We start from the raw sequence: 25,250 nt of genomic DNA, 5'->3' as shown, positions 1-25,250 counted from the left end.
GTCAGCGAATCGATTCATCCATGAGCACGTAGAGCAGACCGACGAGTGAGCCGCTGCTGACGATCTCGCGACGGTCGATCATGCCGCGCACCTGCTCCAACGGGATCCACTCGATCCGGTCGGACTCGTTCTTCTCTGTCGGCGGCCCGATGTACGTGGCGCCATCGGCCCGGAACACGTGGTGCTGCGAGTCCGTGATCCCGTTCGCGGGCTCGGCGTAGATCAGCGGCTTGATCGGCCCAGGCCGCCAGCCGGTCTCTTCCTCGACCTCGCGAGCGGCAGCCTCTTCGGGGGTCTCTCCCTCTTCGATCAACCCCATGGGCAGCTCCCACGCCCACGCGTCCGTGATGAAGCGGTGGCGCCACATCATCAGGACCTCACGCCGGTCGTTGACCACCGCCGCCACGGCCAGGTGGCGAAGCCGCACCACGTGATGCTCCCAGCGCCGCCCGTCGGGCTGCTCAACATCGACAAGGCACAGGTTCACCCAGGAATTCGTATAGATCTGTCGTTCGCCATAGGTCTTCCACTGCATGCGTGTTGCCCCTCTCGCCGTCAACGCCCAGCATCCCAGAGGCCGGTGCGAGGGTGGAGGAGTGCGATCAACATCGCTGACTGACGATGAGCGCGGCCGGGATATCCGCGGACCCGGTGCTTGATCAAGGGCGCATCAAGCTGTCTGTGCAGACGGTCCCTAATGCGTCAGGGGTGTGCCGGATACCGGGCCGACCCGGCGCAGATAGCCCGGGACGTACCCTGTCGGCATGGCAGATGAGTACGTAGAAGGGGCTCCCGCGCGCGCCCGCGTGGCCAGCCTCTCCGCGTCGCGAGGAGCGGCGTGGGGCGTGGTGGATGCACGCGGCCAGCAGGTGGCTGGGGACGCGGACCAGGGCAAGCAGCGGACGAATGGAGCAGGTCAGTGAACGAGTCTTCGCAGGTCAGCCCCAAACTACCTTTTGCTTATGAAGCCCCAGTCTCGCAGAAGCTCTTCGACCGTGCCGCTGTCGTGACGCCCGGTGGCGTGAACTCTCCCGTGCGTGCCTTCCGCGCCGTGGGCGGTACGCCCCGGTTCATGGTGTCCGGTACGGGTCCGTACCTGACGGATGCCGACGGCCGTGAGTATGTGGACCTCGTGTGTTCGTGGGGGCCGATGATCCTCGGTCACGCGCACCCCGAGGTGATCGCGGCCGTCCAGGACGCCGTCGCGCGCGGCACGTCCTTCGGCACGCCGGGCGAGGGCGAGGTGGCGCTCGCCGAGGAGATCGTCTCCCGGGTCGAGCCCGTGGAGCAGGTGCGCCTGGTGTCGTCCGGCACCGAGGCGACGATGTCGGCCATCCGGCTCGCGCGCGGCTTCACCGGCCGCGCCAAGGTGATCAAGTTCGCGGGCTGCTACCACGGCCACGTGGACGCGCTGCTGGCCGCGGCGGGTTCGGGTCTGGCGACCTTCGGGCTGCCGGACACGCCCGGGGTGACCGGCGCGCAGGCGGGCGACACGATCGTGCTGCCGTACAACGACCTGGAGGCCGTGCACGCCGCCTTCCACGCGCACCCGGGCGAGATCGCCTGTGTGATCACGGAGGCCTCGCCGGGCAACATGGGCGTGGTCCCGCCGAAGCCGGGCTTCAACGCGGGCCTGAAGGCGGCCTGCGCCAAGAACGGCGCGCTGTTCATCTCGGACGAGGTCATGACCGGCTTCCGTACGAGCAGGGCCGGCTGGTACGGCGTCGACGGCGTGCGGCCGGACCTGCTGACCTTCGGCAAGGTCATGGGCGGCGGCTTCCCGGCGGCGGCGTTCGGCGGCCGGGCCGACGTGATGGGCCACCTGGCCCCGGCGGGCCCGGTCTACCAGGCGGGCACGCTCTCCGGTAACCCGGTCGCGACGGCGGCGGGCCTCGCCCAGCTGCGGCTGCTGGACGACGCCGCGTACGAGAAGGTGGACGCGGTCTCCGCGGAGATCGGCGGCCTGGTGACCGCGGCCCTGACCAAGGAGGGCGTGGCGCACCGGCTCCAGACGGCGTCGAACATGTTCTCCGTGTTCTTCACCGACCGCGAGGTCACGGACTACGACCAGGCGAAGGCGCAGCAGTCGTTCCGCTTCAACGCCTTCTTCCACTCGATGCTGGCGCAGGGCGTGTACCTGCCGCCGTCGGCGTTCGAGTCGTGGTTCGTCTCGACGGCTCATGACAGTGCGGCGATCGAGCGGGTCGCGGCGGCGTTGCCGGCCGCGGCGCGGGCGGCCGCCGAGGCGACGGAATGATGGACGGGATGACCACTGGCATGAGCAACGAAGCCGGCAAGGCCAAGGGCGGCGAGATCACCGTCGTGCACCTGATGCGGCACGGCGAGGTCCACAACCCGGAGGGCGTGCTCTACGGGCGCAAGCCGGGCTACCACCTGTCCGAGCTGGGGCTGCGGATGGCCGACCGGGTCGCCGAGCACCTGGCGGGGCGCGATATCACTCATGTGGTCGCCTCCCCGCTGGAGCGCGCGCAGGAGACGGCGCAGCCGATCGCCAAGGCGCACGGTCTGGACCTGGCGACGGACGAGCGGCTGATCGAGGCGGAGAACGTCTTCGAGGGGAAGACGTTCGGCGTCGGCGACGGCGCGCTGAAGAAGCCGGCCAACTGGAAGTACCTGACGAACCCCTTCCGCCCGTCGTGGGGCGAGCCCTATGTCGAGCAGGTCGTGCGGATGATGGGCGCGCTCGGTGCGGCGCGCGACGCGGCGCGCGGTCACGAGGCCGTCTGTGTGAGCCATCAGCTGCCGATCTGGATCGTGCGGAGTTTCGCGGAGCGGCGGCGGCTGTGGCACGACCCGCGTAAACGTCAGTGCACTTTGGCGAGCCTGACGACGTTCACCTTCAGGGGGGACAAAATCGTGTCGGTCGGCTACAGCGAGCCGGCCCGGGATCTGGTCCCGGCGCATCTGCTCGCGGGCGCCAAGCCGGTAAAGGGCGGGGCCAAGGCATTCGGTGCCTGAGCGTAAGGCCGTCCGGAGACCTTGGCGACCACCGGTCTAAAGCCGGGTAAAGCGCTGTAAAGACCGGCGAAATCGCGCAACCGCCGTACTCGACGCGCCGTCTCACGCAATGTCGTTTTATATGGACGACAAGGTGTATGGAGGCGTGGCGAGTACGGACGGAGACGACATGCGCGAGATCAGCCGACGAGGTCTCCTCGGCATGGGAGTGGGCGCGGGAGCGGCCGCCGCGCTGACCGGCGTCGCCGGTTGCTCCGGTCCCACGGGCTCCGAGAAACACGACCCCTCGGCCAAGGCGAGCGAGCGGGCCAAGGCCAGCCCGATCGGCGACGGTTCCACGGCCGACGCCGGGCCGCAGCCCAACCAGCCGCCCAAGCCGGTGCGGCTGGAGCCGGGGCAGAAGCCGCCGCAGTTCGTGATCTTCTCCTGGGACGGCGCGGGCGAGGTCGGCAACGGCCTCTTCCCGCGCTTCCGCAAGCTCGCCCGGGACCACGGCGCGCACATGACCTTCTTCCTGTCCGGGCTGTACTGCCTGCCCGAGTCGAAGAAGGACCTCTACAAACCGCCGAACAACCCGGTGGGCGCCTCCGACATCGGCTACCTCACCGACGAGCACATCAAGGCGACCCTGGAGAACGTGCGCGAGGCCTGGCTCGACGGCCACGAGATCGGCACCCACTTCAACGGGCACTTCTGCTCCGGCTCCGGCTCGGTCGCCCAGTGGACCCCCGAGGACTGGGAGTCGGAGATCGAGCAGGCCGTCTCCTTCGTCACCGAGTGGCGGACGAACACCGGCTTCAAGGATCTGGAACCGCTGCCCTTCGACTACCGCAAGGAACTCTGCGGCAGCCGCACGCCGTGTCTGCTGGGGCAGGACAATCTCCTGCCGACCGCCAAGAAGCTGGGCTGGCGCTACGACGCGAGCAACCCCGGCGGCACCCAGGTGTGGCCCGGCAAAAGGCACGGCATCTGGGACCTTCCGTTGCAGCAGATGCCTTTTCCCGGCCATTCGTTCGAAGTCCTTTCGATGGACTACAACATCCTCGCCAATCAGTCGAAGAACACCACCAGGGGTCCCTCGGAGCACTACGACCACTGGCGCCGCCAGGCCACCGATTCCTATATCGCGGGCTTCGATCGCGCGTACGAAACGAATCGCGCGCCGTTCTATGTCGGCAACCATTTCGAACAGTGGAACGGCGGCATCTATATGGACGCCGTCGAAGAGGCGCTGAAATACATCGCCGACGAGAAGCGCAAGGACGTCCGGCTGCTGTCCTTCCGGCAGTTCGTCGACTGGCTGGACGCCCAGGACCCGGCCGTCCTCAAGAAGCTGGCCCAGTTCGACGTCGGCGAGAAGTGGCACGCCAAGGGCGACTGAACGCCGGCGGGGGAGGGCGGCGGCCGGTGCGGTGCGGGCCGCTCCTCGTTGCGCATACTCGTTAGAGGGGCCCCGGAGGGGGGTGCGGAAGATCCCTAAACGGACCATGCGAAACTTTTCACATGAGTGCCTGCCGCGCCCTTCGACGCCCCGAATCCCGCCGTCGCACCACCCTGCTGGCCGCCTGCACCGCCCTCGCGGCCCTGACCCTGACCGCCTGTGGCTCGGGTGACAACCCGAAGAGCGGGGGTCAGACCCAGTTCGTGCAGGGCACCGGCGGCGTGAGCGTCGTGAACGACAAGGGTGCCCGGCAGAACGCGCCGGACCTCTCCGGCAAGACGCTGGAGGGCAAGGAACTCGACGTCGCCAAGGACTACAAGGGCAAGGTCGTCGTCCTCAACGTCTGGGGCTCCTGGTGCTCCCCCTGCCGTGGCGAGGCGAAGAACCTCGTCACGGTCGCCAACGACTACAAGGACAAGGGCGTCCAGTTCGTGGGCATCAACACCCGCGACACCGACCCCGCCCCGGCCCTGCGGTTCGAGAAGGAGTTCGAGGTCCCGTACCCGAGCCTCTACGACTCCGGCGGCCAGCTGCTGCTCCGCTTCCCCAAGGGCAGCCTCAGCCCCCAGTCGATCCCCTCGACCGTCTTCGTCGACCGCAACGGCAAGATCGCGGCACGGGCGATCAAGGCGCTGACCGAGGACGAGCTGCGCAAGACGCTCGACCCGCTCGTCGCGGAGAAGTGACCCGGTGACCACCGTCACCCTCGCCGCCGCCGTCGGGGAGATGAACCAGACCGTCCTCACCGGCGCGCTGCTGCTCGCCCTGCCCGTCGCCGTACTCGGCGGGCTGGTCTCCTTCTTCTCGCCCTGCGTACTGCCGCTCGTGCCCGGCTACCTCTCCTACGTCACCGGCGTCAGCGGCACGGACATGGCGGAGGCCAAGCGCGGCCGGATGCTCGCCGGGTCGCTGCTCTTCGTGCTCGGCTTCAGCGCGGTCTTCGTCTCCGGCGGCGCGCTGTTCGGCAACTTCGGCCAGGACCTCCAGCACTACCAGGGCACGATCTCCAAGGTCCTCGGGGTCCTCACCATCGTGATGGGCCTCGCCTTCATGGGCCTGCTCTCCCGCTGGGGCCAGCGGGAGTTCCGCTTCCACCGCAAGCCGACGATGGGGCTGGCCGGGGCGCCGCTGCTGGGCGCGATGTTCGGCGTCGGCTGGACGCCCTGCATCGGCCCGACGCTCGCCTCCGTCCAGCTGCTCGCCTTCAACCAGGGCAGCGCCGGGCGTGGCGCGCTGCTGATGTTCGCCTACTGCCTGGGCCTCGGCCTGCCGTTCATACTCGCCGCCCTCGCCTTCCGGCGCGCTCTCGGCGCGTTCGGCTGGATCAAGCGGCACTATGCGTGGGTCATGAGGATCGGCGGCGCCATGCTCATCACGGTCGGCGTGCTGCTGCTCACCGGCGCTTGGGACCACCTGATCGGCATGATGCGCGAGTGGTCGAACTCCTTCGTTCCCGAGGTCTGATCACATGGCTAAGACAGAGACCACCCCCGCCACCGAGGACAAGGACATCGGCGTCGCCGGTTCCCAGCTGTCCACGGCGCCCGCCGAGGACGGCGGCCAGGCGGTACCCGGTTCGTTCGGCGGCGTGCGCCGCCCCGGCGCCCTGGGGTGGCTGGCCTGGTCGGGGCGGGAGGCCGTCGGCTGGGTGCGCTGGTTCTGGCGCCAGCTGACGTCGATGCGGGTCGCGCTGATCCTGCTCTTCCTGCTCTCGCTCGCCACGATCCCCGGCTCGCTCGTCCCCCAGACGAGCGTCGACGCGGTCAAGGCCGAGAACTGGAAGAAGGCGCACGAGACCGTCGCCTCCGTCTACGACAAGCTCGGGCTCTTCCACGTCTACACCTCGGTGTGGTTCTCCGCGATCTACATCCTGCTGTTCACCTCCCTGGTCGGCTGCATCATCCCGCGCACCTGGCAGTTCGTCGGCCAGCTCCGCGGCCGCCCGCCGGGCGCGCCGAAGCGGCTGACCCGGCTGCCCGTCCACACCACGTGGCACACCGAGGCGGAGCCCGAGCAGGTGCTCGCGGCGGCCCGGACGCTGCTCAAGAAGCGGCGCTTCCGCACGGACGCCTCCGGTGACGCAGTGGCCGCCGAGAAGGGCTATCTGCGCGAGGCCGGCAACCTCGTCTTCCACATCGCGCTGATCGTGATGCTCCTGGCCTTCGCGTCCGGGCAGCTGTGGAAGTCCGAGGGCCAGAAGCTGATGGTCGAGGGCGACAAGTTCTCCAACACCCTCACGCAGTACGACGACTTCAAGTCGGGCTCCCTGTTCACCTCGGACGACCTCGGCCCCTTCGGCTTCACGATGGACAGCTTCGAGGGGACGTACGAGCGCACCGGCCCCCAGCGCGGCACGCCGCGGAAGTACGAGGCCGGGGTCACGTACTGGGACGGCGCGGACGGCGCCCCCAAGAAGGCGACGATCAAGGTGAACGAGCCGCTGGAGACGGCGGGCTCGAAGGTCTATCTGATCGGGCACGGCTACGCGCCGGTCGTCACCGTCCGGGACGGCAAGGGCGAGATCGCCTTCCGCGGCGCGGTGGCCTCGCTGCCGCTGGACGCCAACGTCACGGAGTCCACGGTCATCAAGGTGCCGGACACCCGGGACAAGGACGGCAACAAGACCCAGCTCGGCTTCAAGGGCCTCTTCGTGCCGACGCAGGTCCCGGAGATGCCCATGGTCTCGAAGTTCCCCGCGCTGGACAATCCGCGGCTGGTGCTGACCGCCTACCGCGGCAGCCTCGGCATCGACTCCGGCCTGCCGCAGAGCGTCTACCAGCTCGACGTGTCCAAGATGAAGCAGTACAAGAACGGCAAGCGCCCGTTCGCGCAGAACCTCAAGGTCGGCGACACGATGACGCTGCCGGACGGCGCGGGCACGCTCAAGTTCGAGGGCATCAAGCCCTGGGCCACCTTCCAGGTCTCCCAGCAGCCCGGCAACAGCATGGCGCTCGTCGGCGCGGTCGCCGCCCTCGTCGGCGTGGCCGGGTCGCTGTTCATCCAGCGCCGCCGCGTCTGGGTGCGGGCCGTCCGCGGCGCCGACGGACGGACCGTCGTCGAGATGGCGGGCCTCGGCCGCAGCGAGTCCGCGAAGCTGCCCGAGGAGATCGGCGACCTCGCCGGCGCCCTCCAGCCGGACGCCCCGCCCGTGGCCCCGGAAGAACCCACCGAGTCCGCCCAGCCCGAAGATTCCGCTGATCCCTCCGAAGGAGCGCGTGCGTGACCTCGATCGCTGCCGCAGCCAACGAGAACCTGGCGAACATCAGCAATGTGCTGATCTATTCGGCCATGGCCGTCTACACCCTGGCCTTCCTCGCGCACATCGCGGAGTGGGTGTTCGGCAGCCGCAGCGCGGTCGGCCGCACCGCCGCCGCGCTCACCGTCGAGGCGCAGGCCCCGGCCGCCGCGGCCAAGGCCGCGCAGGGCGGCGGCACCGCCGTCCTGGAGCGCCCCAAGGTCGTCACCCGGTCCGCCGTCGGCAGCCGCGACATCCCCGACGGCCCGGGCGCGGCCGGCACCAGCGAGAAGGGCGACGTCTACGGCCGCATCGCCATCTCCCTGACCGTCCTCGCCTTCCTGCTGCACGCGGGCGCCGTCCTCACCCGGGCGCTGTCCGTGGAGCGGGCGCCGTGGGGCAACATGTACGAGTTCTCCACGACCTTCGGCATGGTCGTCGTCGCGGTCTACCTCGGCCTGCTGGTCGCCAAGAAGAACGTGCGCTGGCTCGGCCTCCCGCTGACCACCACGATCCTGCTCGACCTGGGCCTTGCCCTGTCGGTCCTCTACACCGACAGCGACCAGCTGGTGCCCGCCCTCCACTCGTACTGGCTGTGGATCCACGTCTCCTGCGCGATCCTCTCCGGCGCGGCCCTGTGGGTCGGCGCGTGCTCCACGCTGATGTACCTCATCCGTGACGGCTACGAGGCCCGCCTGGTGATCGGCCGGACCGGTGCCGGCCTGGACCGCTACCTCGCCGAGCTGCCGCAGGACCGCAAGTACGCCCGCCTCAAGGCCAAGATCGCCAGGGGCACGGACAACCCGGTCTCCCGGCTGCCCGCCGCCGCCACGCTCGACAAGTTCGCGTACCGCATCAACGCGACCGTCTTCCCGCTGTGGACCTTCACCATCGTCGCGGGCGCCATCTGGGCCGAGGCCGCCTGGGGCCGCTACTGGGGCTGGGACCCCAAGGAGGTCTGGTCCTTCATCACCTGGGTCGCCTACGCCTGCTACCTGCACGCCCGCGCCACCGCCGGGTGGAAGGGCCGCAAGGCCGCGTACATCGCGCTGGCCGCGTTCGCCTGCTACATCTTCAACTACTACGGCGTGAACATCTTCGTCACCGGCAAGCACTCCTACGCCGGCGTCTGACCGCCCTGTACGCGACGGCCCGCCCTCTTCCCGGAGGGCGGGCCGTCGTGCTTGTCAGCGCCGCGGGCGGGTGCCCTTCTCCTGCTGCGGGGGCGTCTGGTGGGCGTCCGGCAGCTTCGGCTTGGGCAGGTGGGCGACGTCCCACTTGGCCTGGGTGAGCTGCTTCGCGGTGTCACGGGGCAGCGCGGGCGGCTTCGACCTCGGCTGACCGAAGCCGAAGGCGGAGGTGAGGTCGCCGAAGGCGCGCCTGCGCCAGGCGCTGATGTTGGGCTCCTCGACGCCCGTCACCCGCTCCAGGAACCGCAGGCAGGAGGTGTGGTCGAAGGCGTCACCGGCGGCCCAGCCGCCCACCGTCCACGGCGAGACGATCAGGCACGGGACGCGGAAGCCGCCGCCGATCGGCAGGCCCCTGACGAACTCGTCCCGGGTCCCCGCGGGCGGCACCGGCGGTGGCACGTGGTCGAAGAGGCCGTCGTTCTCGTCGTAGTTCAGGATGAAGACGGTCTTCGCCCACACCTTGGGGTTGTCGGCGATGGCCTCGATCTTCTTGGCGACGTAGTCCGCGCCCGCGGCCGGGAGGTAGTCCGGGTGCTCGGTCTGGGTGGACGGGGCGATCAGCCAGGAGACGGTGGGCAGCCGGTCGTGGCGTGCGTCGTCCTCGAAGGTGCCCGCGGGCTGCCGGAGCATGCCGCGCTCGTACAGCGGGTTGCCGGGCTTGGCGTCCTTGAACTGCTGGAACTCCTCCAGCAGGTTGCACTCGTAGTTGTCCTGCTCCTGGTAGACGCGCCAGCTGACGCCCGCCTTCTGGAGCCGCTCGGCGTAGGTGGTCCAGCGGTACGGCTTGGGGGCGTCGTTGCTGATCACCGGGCCGCCATGGGTGCCCGCAGGGTCGATGGTGCCCGTCATCCAGTAGAGCCGGTTGGGCCAGGTGGGGCCGAAGACCGAGCAGAAGTAGTTGTCGCAGAGCGTGAAGTTCTCGGCGAGCGCGAACTGGAACGGGATGTCCTCGCGCGTGTGATAGCCCATCACATACGGCCCGTTGACCCCGTCCGCCTTGCGGTGCGCGGGCAGCCAGCGGTCCATCCTCCCGTGGTTCCACGCCTCGTGCTGGACCTCCCACGCGTGGCTGGTGGAGGGGATCGCCTGGGCGCTCGACCTGTGGGTGTCCAGGCGGAACGGCAGCAGGTGCCCGGCGGGGTTCTGCGCGTCCGGCTGGTGGAAGACCGTACGGCCGTCGGGGAGCTTGAGCGCGTCCGGGTCGTCGAAGCCGCGCACACCGTTGAGAGTGCCGAAGTAGTGGTCGAAGGAGCGGTTCTCCTGCATCAGCAGGACCACGTGCTCGATGTCGCCCAGCGAGCCGCGCCGCGCCGGTCCGGCGGCGGCCGCGCGCTGCACACTCGGCGGCAGCAGCGACAGCGCCGCCGCGCCGCCCACCGCCCCCGCCGCCGCACCGAGGAGTCTGCGTCGGGTCATGTCGGGCATGGCGTGCCCCTCTCCCTGGAGTCGCGTGAGGCCACAGTGTGACCCCACAGACTCTCCCGGCACAGGTGTGTCGAGGGCAGGATGAGGCGTGTGAACGGTGCGTCAAATGGCGGTGAAAAGGCACCAGTTGGGAGAAACGGTCATCGTATCCGCGGTGGACTTCCACCCCATCGGGTGATGCGCCGCTAGCCCGTCCGGCAGCGTTTGATCCAGGGCGTCAGCCCTGCGCGCCGCCGCCGTTCTGGTCGTCGCGCCGCAGCGAGCGGAGGAACTCCGGATTGTCGTCCGGCGCCACCCACCGCTGCCCGCCGTCGCGCCCGCCCTGGCGGGGCCGCCCGTCGCCGCGGCGACGGCCCGCGATCACCCAGGCGACCGGCCCGACCAGCACCCCGCCGAAGAGCAGGATGACGATCACCCAGCCGATCTTCGGCAGGCCGCGCACCTCGTCCTCGGGGGTGTTCAGGCAGTCGATGAACGCGTAGATCCACAGGCCCAGGACCAGCAGTGACGGCAGATACCTGAGCATGGTGGCGGGCTCCCCGAGTGCGGCGGTACGGGCCGAACGCGGCCCCCGTGACGGGTCCAGGGTAGTCCGTGCTTGATACTGGAACGCATGGCTTATGACGATCTTCGCTCGTTCCTCCGGGCGCTGGAGCGCGACGGTGACCTCAAGCGCATCAAGGCCGAAGTCGACCCGTACCTGGAAATCGGGGAGATCGTCGACAGGGTGAACAAGGCCGGCGGGCCCGCCCTGCTCTTCGAGAACGTCAAGGGCGCGGCGATGCCGCTCGCCATGAACGTCTTCGGCACCGACCGCCGGCTGCTCAAGGCGCTCGGCCTGAAGTCCTACGACGAGATCAGCGAGAAGATCGGCGGACTGCTCAGGCCCGAGCTGCCGCACGGCTTCGTCGGGATCCGCGAGGCCTTCGGCAAGCTGGGCGCGATGGCCCATGTGCCGCCGCGGAAGGTCAAGGAGGCACCGGTCCAGGAGGTGGTGCTGACCGGCGACGACGTCGACCTCGACAAGCTGCCCGCGCTCTTCACCTGGCCCGAGGACGGCGGCTCCTTCTTCAACCTGGGCCTCACCCACACCAAGCACCCCGAGACCGGCGTCCGCAACCTCGGTCTCTACCGCCTCCAGCGCCACGACAAGCGCACCATCGGGATGCACTGGCAGATCCACAAGGACAGCCGCAACCACTACCAGGTGGCGGCCAAGCGCGGCGAGAAGCTGCCCGTCGCCATCGCCTTCGGCTGCCCCCCGGCCGTGACCTACGCCTCGACCGCGCCGCTCCCCGGCGACATCGACGAATACCTCTTCGCGGGCTTCGTCTCGGGCAAGCGGATCGAGATGGTCGACTGCAAGACCGTGCCGCTCCAGGTCCCGGCGAACGCCGAGGTCGTCATCGAGGGCTGGCTGGAGCCGGGGGAGATGCTCCCGGAGGGCCCCTTCGGCGACCACACCGGCTTCTACACCCCGCAGGAGCCGTTCCCCGCGCTGACCATCGACTGCGTGACGATGCGGTCGCGGCCGCTGCTCCAGTCGATCGTGGTCGGCCGCCCGCCGACCGAGGACGGTCCGCTGGGCCGGGCGACGGAGCGGTTCTTCCTGCCCCTGCTCAAGATCATCGTGCCGGACATCGTGGACTACCACCTGCCGGAGTCGGGCGGCTTCCACAACTGCGCGATCGTCTCGATCGACAAGAAGTACCCCAAGCACGCCCAGAAGGTGATGCACGCCATCTGGGGCGCGCACATGATGTCGCTGACCAAGCTGATCATCGTGGTCGACAGCGACTGCGATGTGCACGACCTGCACGAGGTGTCCTGGCGGGCGCTGGGCAATACCGACTACGCGCGTGACCTCACGGTCGTCGAGGGCCCGGTCGACCATCTCGACCACGCCTCCTACCAGCAGTTCTGGGGTGGCAAGGCGGGCATCGACGCCACCGCGAAGTGGCCCGAGGAGGGCTATACGCGGGACGGGGGCTGGCCGCACATGGTCGAGTCGGATCCGGAAGTCGCCGATCGGGTGACGAAGCGCTGGAAGGAGTACGGACTGTGAGGAACAGTTCCAACATGGGGAGCGGCGGTGCGGATCCGGGGTTTTCCCGCATCCGCGGGGGTGAGCCGGAGTACGGGCTGTGACATCCGCTGAGGGGGTCCTCTCACCCGGACCCGCACCGTCCACCGGCAGGGTCCGCGCGTTCCTGCGCCTCGTGATGATCGAGCACTCGGTCTTCGCGCTGCCCTTCGCTTACATCGCCGCGCTCACCGCGATGTTCAAGGAGTACGGCGACGTCCACTGGACGCGGCTGCTGCTGGTCACCGTCGCCATGGTGGGGCTGCGCACCTTCGCGATGGCCGTCAACCGGATCATCGACCGGGAGATCGACGCCCGCAACGCCCGTACAGCGGGGCGCGAGCTGGTCACCGGCGCCGTCTCCGTACGGACGGCGTGGACGGGCGCGCTGATCGCCGTCGTGATCTTCCTGGGCGCGGCGGCGCTGCTCAACCCGCTGTGCCTGGCGCTCGCGCCGGTCGCCGTGATCCCGATGGTGGTGTACCCCTACGGGAAACGGTTCACCAACTTCCCGCACGCGATCCTCGGCCTGGCGCAGGCCATGGGCCCGGTCGGGGCGTGGCTCGCGGTCACCGGGCAGTGGTCCTGGGACGCGGTGATCCTCGGGCTGGCCGTGGGCATCTGGATCGGCGGCTTCGACCTGATCTACGCGTGCCAGGACGTGCTGGCGGACCGGGTGCACGGAGTGAAGTCCACCCCGGCGCGCTTCGGCGTCCCGGCGGCGCTGCACGGTGCGCGCGTGTGCCACGTCATCACGACGGGCCTGCTCGTCTGGTACGGCCTCGCGATCGACGCGGGTGTCTTCTGGTGGGTGGGTCTCGGCTTCGCCGCGGCGTCGTTCGTCTATGAGCACTCGGTCGTCCGGCCGCACGACCTGTCCCGGCTGAACAGGGCGTTCTTCACGGTCAACGGCGTGATCGGCATCGTGCTCTTCGTCTTCGCGCTGCTGGACCTCGTCAACCTCGGCCTCGGCTGGTAACCCGCCCGGGGGCCTGCGTACGGGCCCGCTGGCCGCGGGGCGACGCGCCGCTGCGGCTAGGCTCAAGACCGTGGAGCCGTACGAAGAGACAGCCGCACACGTCACCCGGGGCCAGGGACGCAGGCCCTGGGTGGTCGGGGTGTCGGGCGCGTCCGGGACGCCGTATGCCGCCGCCGTGGTGCGGGGGCTGCTGGCCGCCGGTGAGGCCGTGGACCTGGTGGTGAGCCGCGCTTCGCGGCTGACGCTGCTGGACGAGACCGGGATCAAGTTCCGGGACGCGCACTGGCGGGAGGATCTGCGCGACTGGCTGGAGCTGGGCGCCGACGGGAAGCCGCACACGTTCGAGGTGGACCTCGCGGACGTGCGGTACTGGCCGGCCGGGGATCTCGCCGCGGGGCCGTCGTCGGGTTCGTACCCGGTCAAGGGGATGCTGATCGTCCCGGCGAGCACGGCCTGTGTGGCCGGGGTGGCGCTGGGGCTCTCGAAGGATCTGCTGCAGCGCGCGGCGAGCGTGATGCTCAAGGAGCGGCGCCGGCTGGTGGTCGCGGTGCGCGAGACGCCGCTGAGCGGTCAGACGCTCAAGCAGCTGGTGGCGCTCGACGAGGCGGGCGCAGTGGTGCTGCCCGCCTCTCCGGCGTTCTACGCGGGTGCGACGCACATCCAGGATCTGGTGGATTTCGTCGCGGGGCGGGTGCTGGATGCGGCAGGTGTGCCGCACCAGCTGTACCGCCGGTGGAAGGGAGAGCTGGGTGAAGCGCGCTCCCGGTCCGGGGGTTAGCGCTTCTTGGCGCGCGCGGTGCGGGCCGCCTTGGCCTCGGCGCGACGCTCGGCGAACTGATGGGCACGCGAGCGGTTGGCCGTGTCCTGCAGCTCGCGCATACGGGCGTAGGCCATCTCGATCGTGTACACGGGAAGATCACTCCTGAAGGATCGTCGTTGATCTAGCAGATCTTGCGAGAAATCACAGGGTGTTGGCCCCTGTATGCCTTAGATTCTACATGCAAAGCGGCGAGTTCGCTCATTATTTGAAAGGTGCCAGGCAATGGACGCGGTGGACAGGCAGCTCATCCAGGCCCTCCGGGAGAACGGCCGGGCGTCGTACGCGGAGCTGGGCCGGCTCGTCGGCCTCTCCGGGCCGAGCGTCACGGACCGGATCAACCGCCTGGAGGCGGCGGGTGTGATCACCGGCTACCGCGCGACCGTCGACGCCACGTCGCTCGGCCTCGGTGTCACGGCGCTGATCGGCATCCAGCTCTCCGACGCGGCGGACCACGAGGACGTGGCGCGGCGCCTGCGGGACCTGGAGGAGATCGAGGACTGCTGGTTCATCGCGGGCGACGACTCGTACATGCTCAAGGTCCGCGTCGGGGACGTGGACGGCCTGGAGCGCACGATCCGACGGCTGTCGGGCACCAAGGGCGTGAGCCGGACGCGCACGACGATCGTGCTGTCCACGAAGTGGGAGAACCGCGTGGGGGAGCTTCCCGAGGAGGCGTAGGGGGTGCCGGGCCGCCGGAGGGCGGGGGAGTAACCTCGGTGAGGTTGCAGAAGCAGATGGGAGAGGCGGACTCGTGGACGCTGGGCTGAAGCGTGAGCTGGAGGAGAAGGTCCACTCGGGTGTGCGGTTGACCCGTGAGGACGGTATCGCCCTCTATGAGTCCGACGACCTGGCGTGGCTGGGCGGGCTCGCCCATGAGGTGCGGACGCGTAAGAACGGTGATGTCGTCCACTTCAACGTCAACCGTCATCTGAACATGACGAATGTGTGTACGGCGTCGTGTGCGTACTGCTCGTTCCAGCGGAAGCCGGGTGAGAAGGACGCGTACACGATGCGGATCGAGGAGGCCGTCCGCCTGGCGAAGGCGATGGAGAACGAGAACCTCACCGAGCTGCACATTGTCAATGGTCTGCATCCGACGCTGCCGTGGCGGTACTACCCGCGTTCGCTGCGTGCGCTGAAGGAGGCGCTGCCGAGCGTCTCGTTGAAGGCGTTCACGGCGACCGAGATCCAGCACTTCGAGAAGATCTCGGGGATGCCGGCGTCGGAGATCCTGGATGAGCTGATCGATGCGGGTCTTGAGTCGCTGACCGGTGGCGGTGCGGAGATCTTCGACTGGGAGGTCCGTCAGCACATCGTCGACCATGACACCCACTGGGAGGACTGGTCGCGCATCCACCGCCTCGCGCATTCCAAGGGGTTGAAGACTCCGTCGACGATGCTGTACGGGCATATCGAGGAGCCCCGGCACCGGGTGGATCATGTGCTGCGGCTGCGTGAGCTGCAGGATGAGACCGGTGGTTTCCAGGTCTTCATCCCGCTGCGCTACCAGCACGACTTCGTGGACATGAAGGACGGCAAGGTCCGTAACCGTCTCCAGGCGCGGACGAGCATGGCGACGGGTGCGGAGGCGCTGAAGACGTTCGCGGTCTCGCGCCTTCTCTTCGACAATGTGCCGCATGTGAAGGTGTTCTGGGTGATGCACGGTGTGCAGACGGCTCAGCTGGCGTTGCAGCACGGTGCGGACGACATGGATGGTTCGGTCGTCGAGTACAAGATCACGCATGATGCGGACAATTACGGTACGCCGAACAAGCTGACGCGTGATGATCTGCTGGATCTGATCCGGGACGCGGGTTTCCGGCCGGTGGAGCGGAACACGCGGTACGAGGTGATCCGTGAGTATCCGGGTCCGGACGCGTCGCTGCGCGAGTCGCCCCAGCCCATGCGCGTCTGATCCGTACAGCTCGGAGAAGGCCCCGGTGGACACCGTCCGCCGGGGCCTTCCCTGTTGCGGCGCCGCAACGCGCAGAGGCCGGCCGGGTGCCCGCGGGCACCCGTGTGGCGGCCGGTGACGACCGCGGCGACATCACGATGTGGCGCCCACTGGACTGATCGCCTTCCGGTCGTGCTTGACTGGAGAGCGACCCTTTCGGTTGTCGTTGAGAAGAAGGTCCCGTCCGTGAGTAGCCAGAAGTTCGCCTCGCTCCGCTATACCGCCCTGCGGTTCGGCTTGCTCATCGCCTGCTTCGCCGTCGTCTGGGTGCTCTGCTCGCTGCACGCCATCCCGCTCGGCGCGAACAATTCGAACCTCATCTGGATGGTGCTGCTCGCGCTCGTCCTCTCCGCCCCGCTGAGCTGGGTGCTGCTGCGCAAGCAGCGTGACGCGATGTCGGAGCAGATCGTGGAGCGCGTGGACCGCGCCAAGGCCCGCTTCGAGGCCAACGCGAGCCAGGAGGACGGGGCGGCCTGAGCCTTCCTTATCCGGACCGATCGCCCTAATCGGGTGTAAGTCTCCTCACATCACCGCAACGCCCCGCCGTGGAGCAGCCGCTCCACGGCGGGGCGTTGACGTTTTCCGCGCCCCTCGAGTCGCCGTGGACCCAAAGAAGACCTTTGAGGCACCCAAAGCGTCAGTGTTAACGTATTGGACATGAAGACAGCAGCAGCGCACCGATCCCCCATGAGCCCCGCGCTCGTGGCGCGCCTGCACGTCGATCTTTGCCGCTGTGTCTCCGCGGCCTGTTGCCGCCGCTGACGTATGTCGACCCGGCCGGAGATCCCGCAGCACGTACGGACCTCCCTGGCGCCCACGCCCTTTTTCTTGACTTCCGGAGCTTCCGTTGTCCTCGACACCCGTGTCGTCCCAGGCGTCCCTGCGCGGGCGCATACCCAAGGTCCCGTTCTGGGGCCAGATCCTGCTCGGTCTCGTGCTCGGCGCCCTCCTCGGCTGGGCCGCCAAGAGCGGTGACATCCACTGGCTGGAGGTCACCCTCGGCAAGATCGGCGACATCTTCGTCCAGTTGCTGATGGTGGTGATCGCCCCGCTGGTGTTCTTCGCCATCCTGGTGTCGATCACCAATCTGCGGAACGTCTCCAACGCCGCCCGGCTGGCGACCCGCACGCTGATGTGGTTCATGATCACGTCGCTGATCGCGGTCGTCATCGGCCTGGCGATCGGCCTGCTCACCGACCCCGGCTCCGGCACCGGCCTCACCGCGGCCGACGGCAAGATGCCCAAGAAGCACGGCTCCTGGCTGGACTTCCTCACCGGGATCATCCCGACCGACGTCATCACGCCGTTCAGCAAGCTCGAAGTCATGCAGATCGTCTTCATGGCCGTGGTCGCGGGCATCGCGATCCTCCAGGTCGGCGCCAAGGCCAAGCCCGTGCTCGACTTCAGCCAGGCCGCCCTGGAGCTGCTCCAGAAGGTGCTCTGGTGGGTCATCCGGCTCGCCCCGCTCGGCAGCCTGGGCCTGGTCGGCACGGCCATCGCCACCTACGGCTGGGACCTGATCGGGAAGTACGCGACGTTCACCGCCGACATCTACGTCGGCTGCGCCATCGTGCTGTTCGGCGTCTACCCGCTGCTGCTGGCCACCGTCGCCAAGGTCAACCCGCTGCAGTTCTTCAAGGGTGCCTGGCCCGCCATTCAGCTGGCTTTCGTCTCCCGCTCCTCCGTGGGCACGATGCCGCTGACGCAGAAGGTCACCGAACGCCTGGGCGTGCCCAAGGAGTACGCGAGCTTCGCGGTGCCCTTCGGGTCGACGACCAAGATGGACGGCTGCGCCTCGATCTACCCGGCGATCGCCGCGATCTTCGTGGCGCAGGTCTTCGATGTGCACCTGGACGTCCGGGACTACATCCTGATCGCCTTCGTCTCCGTCGTCGGCTCCGCGGCCACGGCCGGTCTGACCGGTGCCACCGTGATGCTGACCCTGACGCTCTCGACGCTCGGCCTGCCGATGGAGGGCGTGGGTCTGCTGCTCGCCATCGACCCGATCGTGGACATGATGCGCACCGCGACGAACGTCGCCGGCCAGTCGGTGATCCCGATCATCGTGGCCTCGCGGGAGAAGATCCTCGACCGCGAGGCGTACGACTCGGCGACGGCCTCGCCGCTGGATCAGGTCGAGCAGCCCGCTCCGGTGCCCGTCGCCGCGGCCTGATGAAGGTGGCCTAAACCTTTCGGTCCGGCTGTTTCGGCCGGATCTTCCCTCCTCGGCGTCCCTCCTCCCCGTAACATTACCTGCCGGTAACGTTACGGGGGCGGAGGGACGTTTGTCGTGAATGCTGCACAGATCGACGCTGCTGAGGCCGGAACGAAGCCGAAAGGCAGGATCAAGCGCATGCCGCGCGCGGTGCGCGAGCGCCAGATGCTCGACGCCGCCGTGGAGGTCTTCGCACGCCGTGGCTACCGCGCGGCGTCGATGGACGAGATCGCCGAGGTCGCCGGCGCGTCCAAGCCGCTGGTCTACCTCTATCTGAACTCGAAGGAAGAGCTCTTCAGCGCCTGCATACGGCGCGAGGCCGAGGCGCTGATCCTGGCCGTGCGCGAAGGGGTCGACCCGGACGCGCCCGCCGACCGGCGGCTGTGGAACGGGCTCCGAGGGTTCTTCGCGCACACGGCCGCGCACCCCGACGGCTGGGCCGTCCTGCACTGCCAGGCCCGTACGCACGGGGAGCCGTTCGCGCTCGAAGTGGCCGCGCTGCGGCAGGAGCTCGTCGACGTCGTCACCCAGCTGATCGTGGCGACGGCCGCGGAGAACGGCTGTGACGCCCCGCTGCCCTGGCAGGAGGCGTCCGGGCTGGCCCACGCGCTCGTGGGCGCCGCCGAGTCGCTCGCCGGGTGGACCAATGGCCGCACGGACGTGGCCCCGGCCGAGCGGGACACGGCGGAGACGCTGATGAACTTCGCCTGGGCGGGGCTGGACAACCTGATGAACGGGCGGCGCTGGGCGCCCGCCCGTTCATAGGTTCCGCTCCGCCCCCGTGTGCCGCAGGGCTCAGCGCTCGCCCTTGCGGCGGCGGGCGGCGAGCAGGCCCGCGCCACCGAGGACACCGGCCGCCGCGAGCGCGCCGCCGATCAGCCCGGGGTCGGTGTCCGAACGCTTCTCGGGCGCCTCGCCCGCGGCGACACCGCCCTTGGGCAGCTTCTTGGTGTCCGGCGTCTTGACGGCCGCGTCCTTCGCGGAGGCATCGCGGGCGGCCTCGCCGTTGCGGCTCTTGACGGTGGTCTGGGTGATCTTGCCGGTCTTCTGGTCGAGGGTGACCTTCAGACCGCCGTCGAGGGTGACGGAGGGGGAGCCCGCGGTGAGCGTGCCGAAGGCGAAGCCGTCCGGGCCGGTGACGACGGCCTTGTAGGAGCCGTCGCCGAGCTTGGTGACGACGGCGTACTTCCCGTCGTTCAGCTTCACCGTGCGGGAGGACTCGCCCTTCTTGTCGTCTTTCTTGTCGTCCTGCTTCTTCTTGTCGTCGCCCTGCGTCTTCGCGGTCACGTTCTGGCCGTCGAAGTGCACGTAGATGCCGTCGGTGTAGGTCTGGCCCTTCGAGAGCACCGCGAAGACCTTGCCGCTGCCGATCTCCTTGAGGTACGCCTTGCCGTCCTTGATCTCGGCCTCCATGCCGCCGCCGATGTCGACGGTCTTCCCCGCCGGCTGCGCGCTGCCCGTCGCGCTCGGCGCCGCGTCCGCGGCGAACGCCGCGGTGGGAACCGCTACGGCGCCCGCGAGGACGGTGGTGGCTATGGCGGTGCGAAGTACGGTGCGAGTGGTGGTGTTCATGTGGCTCCGAGCTCCTTACGGAGTTCTGTGTGCCGCCCGTGCGGCGACCCGACACCAAAAAAGTTATTTCGGGCACACCCGTACACGTATCGGCAAAACGGGCAGGGCTGTGCTGGCCGTAAGGACTAGAGAAGGTCTGGAGCGCATGGGCCCCGAGGCGTAGATTGGCCGCGATTTACCGCTGAGCAGGTCCGTTTGCCGGCCAGGAACAGGAGCCGCACGTGTCCGAACCGCACAGCGCAGCCCCCTCCGTACCCCACCCGCCCCGGACGACGCTGGTGCGCGGCGTCGTCCGCGAGGCCGCCGTGCCGCCGCTCGCCCCGCCCGTGTCCAGCGGCTCCCTCGGGGACCTCCCGTTCGACAACGCCGCCGCGGCCCCCGCCGACCCCGTGCTCAGCCGCAGACAGCCCGACGGGACCTGGCGCGACGTCACCGCCGCCACCTTCGCCGCGGAGGTCCTCGCCACCGCCAAGGGCCTGATCGCGCACGGCCTGCGGCCCGGCGACCGGCTCGCCATCATGGCCCGTACGACCTACGAGTGGACGCTCCTGGACTTCGCGGCCTGGGCCGCCGGGCTGGTCGGCGTCCCCGTCTACCCCACCTCCTCCGCCCACCAGGTCCGCTGGATCCTCCGGGACTCCGGGGCCACCGCGTGCGTCGTCGAGGGCGCGGCCCAGGAGCGGCTGGTCGAGGGCGTCCGCGCGGACCTGCCGGACCTGGCCCACCTGTGGCGCTTCGACGCCGGGGCGATCGGCGCGCTCATGGCCGCCGGACGGGAGTTACCCGCCTCGGCCGTCACCGGGGCCCGCGCCACCCGCACCCCCGCGGACGTCGCCACCCTCATCTACACCTCGGGCACCACCGGCCGCCCCAAGGGCTGCGTCCTCACCCACGGCAACTTCTTCACCGAGGCGGACAGCTCCACCGAGCTGCTCCACCCCCTCTTCAAGGCGACCGCCAAGGCCCCGGCCGCCACCCTCCTCTTCCTGCCGCTCTCCCACATCTTCGGGCGGACCGTCGCCGTGGCCTGCATGCGGGCGCGCGTACGGGTGGGCCACGCGCCCTCCATCCGGACCGACGACCTCCTCGCCGACCTCGCGGCCTTCCGGCCGACGTTCCTGCTCGCCATCCCCTATGTCCTGGAGAAGGTCTACAACACCGGCCGCGCCACCGCCGAGCGGCTCGGCCGCGCCGCCTCCTTCGACCGGGCCGCCCGGATCGCCACGCGCTACGGCGAGGCCGAGGAGGCCCGCCGGCACGGCACCGGCCCAGGACCGGGCCCGGCCCTGCGGGCGGCCCGCGCCCTCTACGACCCGCTCGTCTACCGCCGCATCCGGGCCGCGCTCGGCGGCGAGGTCCGCTACGTCCTCAGCGGCGGCTCGCCGCTCGGCCACCGCCTCGCCGCCTTCTGCGCGGGCGCGGGCATCGAGGTCTTCGAGGGCTACGGCCTGACCGAGACCACCGCCGCGGTCACCGTCACCCCGCCGCTGCGCCCTCGCCTCGGCACGGTCGGCTGGCCGCTGCCCGGCAGCGCCGTACGGATAGCCGACGACGGGGAGGTGCTGCTGCGCGGCGGGCAGGTGTTCTCCGGGTACTGGGACGCCGCGCTCGGCGAGGCCGTCCCCGCGTCGCCCGGCGACTGGTTCGCCACCGGCGACCTGGGCGCGCTCGACGAGGACGGCTACCTCACCATCACCGGCCGCAAGAAGGAACTGATCGTCACCTCCGGCGGCAAGAACGTCGCCCCCGCGCCCCTGGAGGACCGGCTGCGGGCGCACCCGCTGGTCGGCCAGTGCGTCGTCCAGGGCGACAACCGCCCCTACATCACGGCGCTGCTGACGCTCGAGGCGGACGGTCTGGCGCACTGGGTGCGGATGCGGGGGAAATCCGCGGTGCCGATGGAGGACCTGGTGCGGGACCCGGAGCTCCTCGCCGAGCTCCAGGGGGCGGTGGACGACGCGAACTCCCTCGTCTCACGGGCGGAGTCGATCCGGCGGTTCGCGGTGCTCCCGGTGGATTTCACGGAGGAGTCGGGGCACTTGACGCCGTCCCTGAAACTTCGCCGGGCGGTGATCGCCCGGGACTTCGTGAGCGAGGTGGAGGCGTTGTACGAGCGCTGACGCGGGCCTTTCCCCAGCCCCGCCCCTTCCCGCAGCGTCTGATGCTCGGCTCCGCCGAGGCCGGGGCTCCGCCCCGGACCCGTGCCCGGGTGCGGCCCGGCGGTTTGTTCCCCACCCCGCCCCTTCCCGAACTGGGGCTTCGCCCCAGACCCCGAAAGCGGCTTCGCCGCTTGTCCTCAATCGCCGGACGGGCTGGAAAATCCAGCCCGTCCGGCGATTGAGGACGCGCCCGCAGGGCGCTGGGGGTCCGGGGTCTCCCCGGTTTCGGGAAGGGGCGGGGCTGGGGAACAAGCCGCCCGCAGGGCCGCACCCGACCGGGGGTCCGGAGCGGAGCTAGCAGTTACTCCCGGCCGGTTCGCCCGCAAAGCGCCGCGCCAGCCAGTTCGCCGCCGGGATCGATTCCGTGATCGCGCCCAGGACATGCTCGCCCAGCGGCAGCGCATGCCACTCCACCGGCACACCCTTCGCGCACCAGTCCGCGCGCAGCTGTTGCCCGATCGCGTACGGGATCAGCTCGTCGATCACCCCGTGATAGAGGTAGACGGGCCGGTCGGGTGCGTGCGAGCCGAGGTTCGAGGCGCGCAGGACGCGCTGCCAGTCCGGCTCGTACAGCGGGTTCCTGACCGTGACGTCGGAGATCCGCTCGAAGAGCCCGGCGGCCGTGTTGGCGGCGACGCAGTTGTTCTTCAGGTAGTCGACGAGGTGCCGCCCCCGGTCGTTGAGGTACGTGTCGAGCCGGAGCTCGGGGTAGGCCGCGTTCTGGCCGATGGCCGCCATGAGGATGAAGCCCGCACCGATGTTGCCGTTGTTGTGGTCGGCGGTCTTGAGCAGGTCGGCGGGGACGCCACCGGTGGCGGTGCCCTTGAGGTTGAGCTCCGGGGCGTACGAGTCGTGCAGTTCGGCGGCCCAGCTGCCGGCGTGGCCGCCCTGGGAGTAGCCCATGACGCCCACGGGCGAGTCCTTGGCGAGCCCCGCCTCCGGCAGGCGCAGCGCGGCGCGCGCCGCGTCGAGGACGGCCTGGCCCTCGGCCCGGCCGACGATGTAGGTGTGGTCGCCGGGCGTGCCCAGCCCTTCGTAGTCGGTGACGGCGACCGCCCAGCCGCGCAGGGTGAGTTGCTGGATGAGGTTGGCCTCCACCGTGGTGCCGTAGGGGAAGCCCGCCGAGGGGGCGCACTTGTCGGCGAGCCCCACGGTGCCCACCGCGTAGGAGACCAGCGGGCGAGGCCCCGTTCTGCCGTCCTGGGGCACGATCACGGTGCCGGAGACGACATTGGGCGCGCCCTTGGCGGTGGTGGAGCGGTAAGTGATGTGCCAGGCCCTGGTGTTGGTGGGCTGGAAGGGCAGCGGGTGGAAGGACGTGGGCGCGGAGCTGAGGACGTCGCCGGGGGCCGCCGCGGCGGGCCCGTCCGCCGCGGCGCCCGTGCCCGAGAGGCCGAGCGAGAAGGCCAGCGCGGCGACCGTGGCGAGGGCGGTGGATCGCAGGTGCATACGGCACTCCTGACTGTCGGTGGTACCGGGCCGGTCGATGCGACCGTAGTGACGCGGGGGTCAGCAAGGCGGTGACCGGGGAGCTCAGCTTTGCTGACCCGGCCGCCCCCGGCGCTCCAGGAGGCGGTACGCGCCGGGGGTGGTGCCCGTCCAGCGGCGGAACGCCCGGTGGAAGGCGGTGTCCTCGGAGAAGCCCAGCCGCGCCGCCAGCTCGGCGATCGGCTCCCGCCCCTCCGCCAGGCTGCGCACCGCGGCCTCCCGCCGGACCTGGTCCTTCAGCTTCCGGTACGAGGTGCCCTCGTCCTTCAGCCGCCGCCGCAGCGTCGCCGGGCTCACCGCCAGCCGGGCCGCTGTCTGCGCCACTTCCGGCAGCCGGACGGTCCGGCCCTCGCGCATCGCCCGCGCGAGCGAGTGCCGCACCTGTTCGGCGACCGTCGTCCCGTACTCGCGGCGGCTGAGCAGGCCGGCGGGCGCGTGCCGGAGCAGGGCCTCCAGGCTCGCCTCGTCCTGTACGACGGGGGCGCCGAGCCAGCAGGGGTCGAACCCGGCGCGGGTGCGGGGCGCGCCGAAGCGGACGGGGCAGCCGAAGAGGAGGTCGTACTCCCGGGCGTACGGCGGGGCGGGGTGGGCGAACTCCGCCCAGCGCAGGGCGATCCGGCGGCCGATCAGCCAGCCGGCCAGCCGGTGCCAGACGACCATCAGGGACTCGGCGAGGAAGCGGCTCTCGGGGATGTCGCGCAGGTCGCTGCGGACCGTGAACACGACTTCCCCGGGCCGGTGTTCGAGCGCGAGGTCGGGGCCGCCGGGGAAGAGGCCGTAGAAGCGGATCCCGCGCTCCATGGCCGTGCCGAGGTCGCGGCAGCCGGCGCAGGCGTAGCACATCATCGCGAACGTGCCGGGTCTGCTGGGGGAGCGGCCGAGCCCGAGGAACTCGTCGCCGGTGGCCCGCCGCAGCTCCTTGATCAGCCGGGTGAACTGCTCGGGGGTGACCCGGGCCCCTTCGTCGGCGAGGACGGGGGGCGGGATCAGCGCGCTGTTCAGCAGGGAAACGGTGTCGATGCCGAGCCGTCGGGCTCCGCCGAGAGCGGCCTTGACGTGGTGCACGGTGATCGTGCGGCTCATGGGATCAATTCAAGCCGGTTCGGGGATTGCGAGCATGCCGAAGACATCAGTGTGAACAGAAACGAAAGAAAAGGTGCAAAAGAAAAGCTGAATCGAAAGAATCAGGGCAGGAGGGTAAAAAGCAGGAGCCCCGTCCGCTTCCGTCGAAACGGAAGCGGACAAGGCTCCTTGGGTACTGCAAGCGACCGCGATCGGTCGGACGGTCAAGCCGTCGGATCAGCAGATCCGAAGACTAGGCCGGGGTGACGTTCTCCGCCTGCGGACCCTTCGGGCCCTGCGTGACGTCGAAGGTGACCTGCTGGTTCTCCTCGAGGGAGCGGAAGCCAGCGGCGTTGATCGCGGAGTAGTGGACGAAGACGTCGGGGCCCCCGCCGTCCTGGGCGATGAAGCCAAAGCCCTTTTCAGCGTTGAACCACTTCACGGTTCCGGTAGCCATAAGCCCTCCTTGGGCCAAAGGGTTGCCCTGCTCCAGAACCTGCGAGAAGTCTGAAAACTACAAAAGCCTGCGGGGTCACATGCTCCGCAGGCTCTGTACTGCAAGGGAAACCAAACTGCAACTTGCGGCGAGCCTAGCACGCGAGGTTCTTGCTGCGAAAGAGTGGAAGATCACGCTGTTGGATGGTTTTC

The 25,250-nt window shown here is 69.6% G+C and carries 24 protein-coding genes; 16 read left to right on the top strand and 8 right to left on the bottom strand.

Going from position 1 to position 25,250, the window contains the following annotated elements:
- Position 1: 1 nt before the first annotated feature.
- Positions 2-535, bottom strand: coding sequence for an NUDIX hydrolase (locus DXZ73_RS20845; protein ID WP_116212620.1), 534 nt, complete (start codon positions 533-535; stop codon positions 2-4).
- A gap of 384 nt (positions 536-919) precedes the next feature.
- On the opposite strand from DXZ73_RS20845, the gene hemL reads away from it, so the two are divergent.
- The 7 genes from hemL (at position 920) to ccsB (ending at position 8,788) form a co-directional block, all read left to right on the top strand.
- Positions 920-2,257 carry a glutamate-1-semialdehyde 2,1-aminomutase gene (gene hemL / locus DXZ73_RS20840; RefSeq protein WP_116212619.1) on the top strand — a complete coding sequence of 446 codons (1,338 nt, stop codon included), beginning with the start codon at positions 920-922 and terminating at the stop codon, positions 2,255-2,257.
- 20 nt (positions 2,258-2,277) lie between these two features.
- Entirely contained in the window at positions 2,278-2,979 is a 702-nt protein-coding gene (locus DXZ73_RS20835; protein WP_116215742.1) for a histidine phosphatase family protein, read from the top strand.
- A gap of 169 nt (positions 2,980-3,148) precedes the next feature.
- Complete coding sequence (locus DXZ73_RS20830) at positions 3,149-4,360, top strand: hypothetical protein (RefSeq protein ID WP_116215741.1); 1,212 nt, start codon at positions 3,149-3,151, stop codon at positions 4,358-4,360.
- A gap of 122 nt (positions 4,361-4,482) precedes the next feature.
- Positions 4,483-5,106, top strand: coding sequence for a TlpA family protein disulfide reductase (locus DXZ73_RS20825; RefSeq protein WP_116212618.1), 624 nt, complete (start codon positions 4,483-4,485; stop codon positions 5,104-5,106).
- 40 nt (positions 5,107-5,146) lie between these two features.
- Entirely contained in the window at positions 5,147-5,884 is a 738-nt protein-coding gene (locus DXZ73_RS20820; protein ID WP_116215740.1) for a cytochrome c biogenesis CcdA family protein, read from the top strand.
- A gap of 4 nt (positions 5,885-5,888) precedes the next feature.
- Positions 5,889-7,643 (top strand): cytochrome c biogenesis protein ResB, encoded by a 1,755-nt coding sequence (resB, locus tag DXZ73_RS20815; RefSeq protein ID WP_116212617.1) that lies wholly within the window; start codon positions 5,889-5,891, stop codon positions 7,641-7,643.
- Entirely contained in the window at positions 7,640-8,788 is a 1,149-nt protein-coding gene (gene ccsB / locus DXZ73_RS20810) for a c-type cytochrome biogenesis protein CcsB (RefSeq protein WP_240351429.1), read from the top strand. Before resB ends, ccsB begins: the two co-directional genes overlap by 4 nt.
- A gap of 54 nt (positions 8,789-8,842) precedes the next feature.
- Here the strand turns inward: ccsB and DXZ73_RS20805 are convergent, their stop codons facing one another.
- Positions 8,843-10,270: an alkaline phosphatase family protein gene (locus DXZ73_RS20805; protein ID WP_116212615.1), complete on the bottom strand. Its 1,428-nt coding sequence runs from the start codon at positions 10,268-10,270 to the stop codon at positions 8,843-8,845.
- A gap of 217 nt (positions 10,271-10,487) precedes the next feature.
- Positions 10,488-10,796 (bottom strand): PLDc N-terminal domain-containing protein, encoded by a 309-nt coding sequence (locus DXZ73_RS20800; protein ID WP_116212613.1) that lies wholly within the window; start codon positions 10,794-10,796, stop codon positions 10,488-10,490.
- A gap of 87 nt (positions 10,797-10,883) precedes the next feature.
- On the opposite strand from DXZ73_RS20800, the gene DXZ73_RS20795 reads away from it, so the two are divergent.
- The 3 genes from DXZ73_RS20795 to DXZ73_RS20785 all read left to right on the top strand — a co-directional run bounded on the left by DXZ73_RS20795 (position 10,884) and on the right by DXZ73_RS20785 (position 14,110).
- Positions 10,884-12,335 (top strand): menaquinone biosynthesis decarboxylase, encoded by a 1,452-nt coding sequence (locus tag DXZ73_RS20795; protein ID WP_116212611.1) that lies wholly within the window; start codon positions 10,884-10,886, stop codon positions 12,333-12,335.
- A gap of 79 nt (positions 12,336-12,414) precedes the next feature.
- Positions 12,415-13,332: a menaquinone biosynthesis prenyltransferase MqnP gene (mqnP, locus tag DXZ73_RS20790; protein WP_116212609.1), complete on the top strand. Its 918-nt coding sequence runs from the start codon at positions 12,415-12,417 to the stop codon at positions 13,330-13,332.
- 70 nt (positions 13,333-13,402) lie between these two features.
- Complete coding sequence (locus DXZ73_RS20785; RefSeq protein ID WP_116212607.1) at positions 13,403-14,110, top strand: UbiX family flavin prenyltransferase; 708 nt, start codon at positions 13,403-13,405, stop codon at positions 14,108-14,110.
- On the opposite strand, the gene DXZ73_RS40105 is transcribed toward DXZ73_RS20785, so the two are convergent.
- Positions 14,107-14,241 carry a hypothetical protein gene (locus tag DXZ73_RS40105; protein WP_275898584.1) on the bottom strand — a complete coding sequence of 45 codons (135 nt, stop codon included), beginning with the start codon at positions 14,239-14,241 and terminating at the stop codon, positions 14,107-14,109. The two genes, DXZ73_RS20785 and DXZ73_RS40105, sit on opposite strands and share 4 nt — an antisense overlap.
- A 133-nt stretch (positions 14,242-14,374) precedes the next feature.
- Here DXZ73_RS40105 and DXZ73_RS20780 point away from each other — a divergent pair, with 133 nt between their 5' ends.
- From DXZ73_RS20780 to DXZ73_RS20755, 5 genes are all read left to right on the top strand, one after another.
- Positions 14,375-14,830 carry an Lrp/AsnC family transcriptional regulator gene (locus tag DXZ73_RS20780; RefSeq protein ID WP_116212605.1) on the top strand — a complete coding sequence of 152 codons (456 nt, stop codon included), beginning with the start codon at positions 14,375-14,377 and terminating at the stop codon, positions 14,828-14,830.
- Positions 14,831-14,903: 73 nt separating this feature from the next.
- Positions 14,904-16,067, top strand: a complete 1,164-nt coding sequence (mqnE, locus tag DXZ73_RS20775; protein ID WP_116212603.1) for an aminofutalosine synthase MqnE — start codon at positions 14,904-14,906, stop codon at positions 16,065-16,067.
- A 225-nt stretch (positions 16,068-16,292) separates the two neighbouring features.
- Positions 16,293-16,583, top strand: a complete 291-nt coding sequence (locus tag DXZ73_RS20765; RefSeq protein ID WP_116212600.1) for a DUF4229 domain-containing protein — start codon at positions 16,293-16,295, stop codon at positions 16,581-16,583.
- Positions 16,584-16,953: 370 nt separating this feature from the next.
- Entirely contained in the window at positions 16,954-18,279 is a 1,326-nt protein-coding gene (locus DXZ73_RS20760; protein WP_116212597.1) for a dicarboxylate/amino acid:cation symporter, read from the top strand.
- A 180-nt stretch (positions 18,280-18,459) separates the two neighbouring features.
- Positions 18,460-19,086 (top strand): TetR/AcrR family transcriptional regulator, encoded by a 627-nt coding sequence (locus DXZ73_RS20755; protein ID WP_116212595.1) that lies wholly within the window; start codon positions 18,460-18,462, stop codon positions 19,084-19,086.
- 30 nt (positions 19,087-19,116) lie between these two features.
- Here the strand turns inward: DXZ73_RS20755 and DXZ73_RS20750 are convergent, their stop codons facing one another.
- On the bottom strand, positions 19,117-19,893 hold the full coding sequence (locus DXZ73_RS20750) for a hypothetical protein (RefSeq protein WP_116212593.1): 777 nt from the start codon (positions 19,891-19,893) through the stop codon (positions 19,117-19,119).
- A 221-nt stretch (positions 19,894-20,114) separates the two neighbouring features.
- Between DXZ73_RS20750 and DXZ73_RS20745 the strand changes: the two genes are divergently transcribed.
- Complete coding sequence (locus tag DXZ73_RS20745) at positions 20,115-22,013, top strand: AMP-dependent synthetase/ligase (protein ID WP_116212591.1); 1,899 nt, start codon at positions 20,115-20,117, stop codon at positions 22,011-22,013.
- 333 nt (positions 22,014-22,346) lie between these two features.
- On the opposite strand, the gene DXZ73_RS20740 is transcribed toward DXZ73_RS20745, so the two are convergent.
- From DXZ73_RS20740 to DXZ73_RS20730, 3 genes are all read right to left on the bottom strand, one after another.
- Positions 22,347-23,501 (bottom strand): lipase family protein, encoded by a 1,155-nt coding sequence (locus DXZ73_RS20740; RefSeq protein ID WP_116212589.1) that lies wholly within the window; start codon positions 23,499-23,501, stop codon positions 22,347-22,349.
- A gap of 84 nt (positions 23,502-23,585) precedes the next feature.
- Positions 23,586-24,623 carry an AraC family transcriptional regulator gene (locus tag DXZ73_RS20735; protein WP_116212587.1) on the bottom strand — a complete coding sequence of 346 codons (1,038 nt, stop codon included), beginning with the start codon at positions 24,621-24,623 and terminating at the stop codon, positions 23,586-23,588.
- Positions 24,624-24,855: 232 nt separating this feature from the next.
- On the bottom strand, positions 24,856-25,059 hold the full coding sequence (locus DXZ73_RS20730) for a cold-shock protein (protein ID WP_030067036.1): 204 nt from the start codon (positions 25,057-25,059) through the stop codon (positions 24,856-24,858).
- Positions 25,060-25,250: the final 191 nt, after the last annotated feature.

It is taken from the genome of Streptoverticillium olivoreticuli subsp. olivoreticuli, from assembly GCF_003391135.1.
GTDB classification, from domain to species: Bacteria; Actinomycetota; Actinomycetes; order Streptomycetales; family Streptomycetaceae; genus Streptomyces; species Streptomyces blastmyceticus.
This window is presented reverse-complemented; position numbering and strand designations above follow the sequence as displayed.

What these genes read in the sequence shown, in the direction of transcription:
- DXZ73_RS20845 (WP_116212620.1), bottom strand. Translation starts at nt 535, where the DNA reads ATGCAGTGGAAGACCTATGGCGAACGACAGATCTATACGAATTCCTGG.
- DXZ73_RS20835 (WP_116215742.1), top strand. Translation starts at nt 2,278, where the DNA reads ATGAGCAACGAAGCCGGCAAGGCCAAGGGCGGCGAGATCACCGTCGTG.
- DXZ73_RS20830 (WP_116215741.1), top strand. Translation starts at nt 3,149, where the DNA reads ATGCGCGAGATCAGCCGACGAGGTCTCCTCGGCATGGGAGTGGGCGCG.
- DXZ73_RS20825 (WP_116212618.1), top strand. Translation starts at nt 4,483, where the DNA reads ATGAGTGCCTGCCGCGCCCTTCGACGCCCCGAATCCCGCCGTCGCACC.
- DXZ73_RS20820 (WP_116215740.1), top strand. Translation starts at nt 5,147, where the DNA reads ATGAACCAGACCGTCCTCACCGGCGCGCTGCTGCTCGCCCTGCCCGTC.
- resB (WP_116212617.1), top strand. Translation starts at nt 5,889, where the DNA reads ATGGCTAAGACAGAGACCACCCCCGCCACCGAGGACAAGGACATCGGC.
- DXZ73_RS20805 (WP_116212615.1), bottom strand. Translation starts at nt 10,270, where the DNA reads ATGCCCGACATGACCCGACGCAGACTCCTCGGTGCGGCGGCGGGGGCG.
- DXZ73_RS20800 (WP_116212613.1), bottom strand. Translation starts at nt 10,796, where the DNA reads ATGCTCAGGTATCTGCCGTCACTGCTGGTCCTGGGCCTGTGGATCTAC.
- DXZ73_RS20795 (WP_116212611.1), top strand. Translation starts at nt 10,884, where the DNA reads ATGGCTTATGACGATCTTCGCTCGTTCCTCCGGGCGCTGGAGCGCGAC.
- DXZ73_RS20780 (WP_116212605.1), top strand. Translation starts at nt 14,375, where the DNA reads ATGGACGCGGTGGACAGGCAGCTCATCCAGGCCCTCCGGGAGAACGGC.
- DXZ73_RS20755 (WP_116212595.1), top strand. Translation starts at nt 18,460, where the DNA reads ATGCCGCGCGCGGTGCGCGAGCGCCAGATGCTCGACGCCGCCGTGGAG.
- DXZ73_RS20750 (WP_116212593.1), bottom strand. Translation starts at nt 19,893, where the DNA reads ATGAACACCACCACTCGCACCGTACTTCGCACCGCCATAGCCACCACC.
- DXZ73_RS20740 (WP_116212589.1), bottom strand. Translation starts at nt 23,501, where the DNA reads ATGCACCTGCGATCCACCGCCCTCGCCACGGTCGCCGCGCTGGCCTTC.
- DXZ73_RS20735 (WP_116212587.1), bottom strand. Translation starts at nt 24,623, where the DNA reads ATGAGCCGCACGATCACCGTGCACCACGTCAAGGCCGCTCTCGGCGGA.
- DXZ73_RS20730 (WP_030067036.1), bottom strand. Translation starts at nt 25,059, where the DNA reads ATGGCTACCGGAACCGTGAAGTGGTTCAACGCTGAAAAGGGCTTTGGC.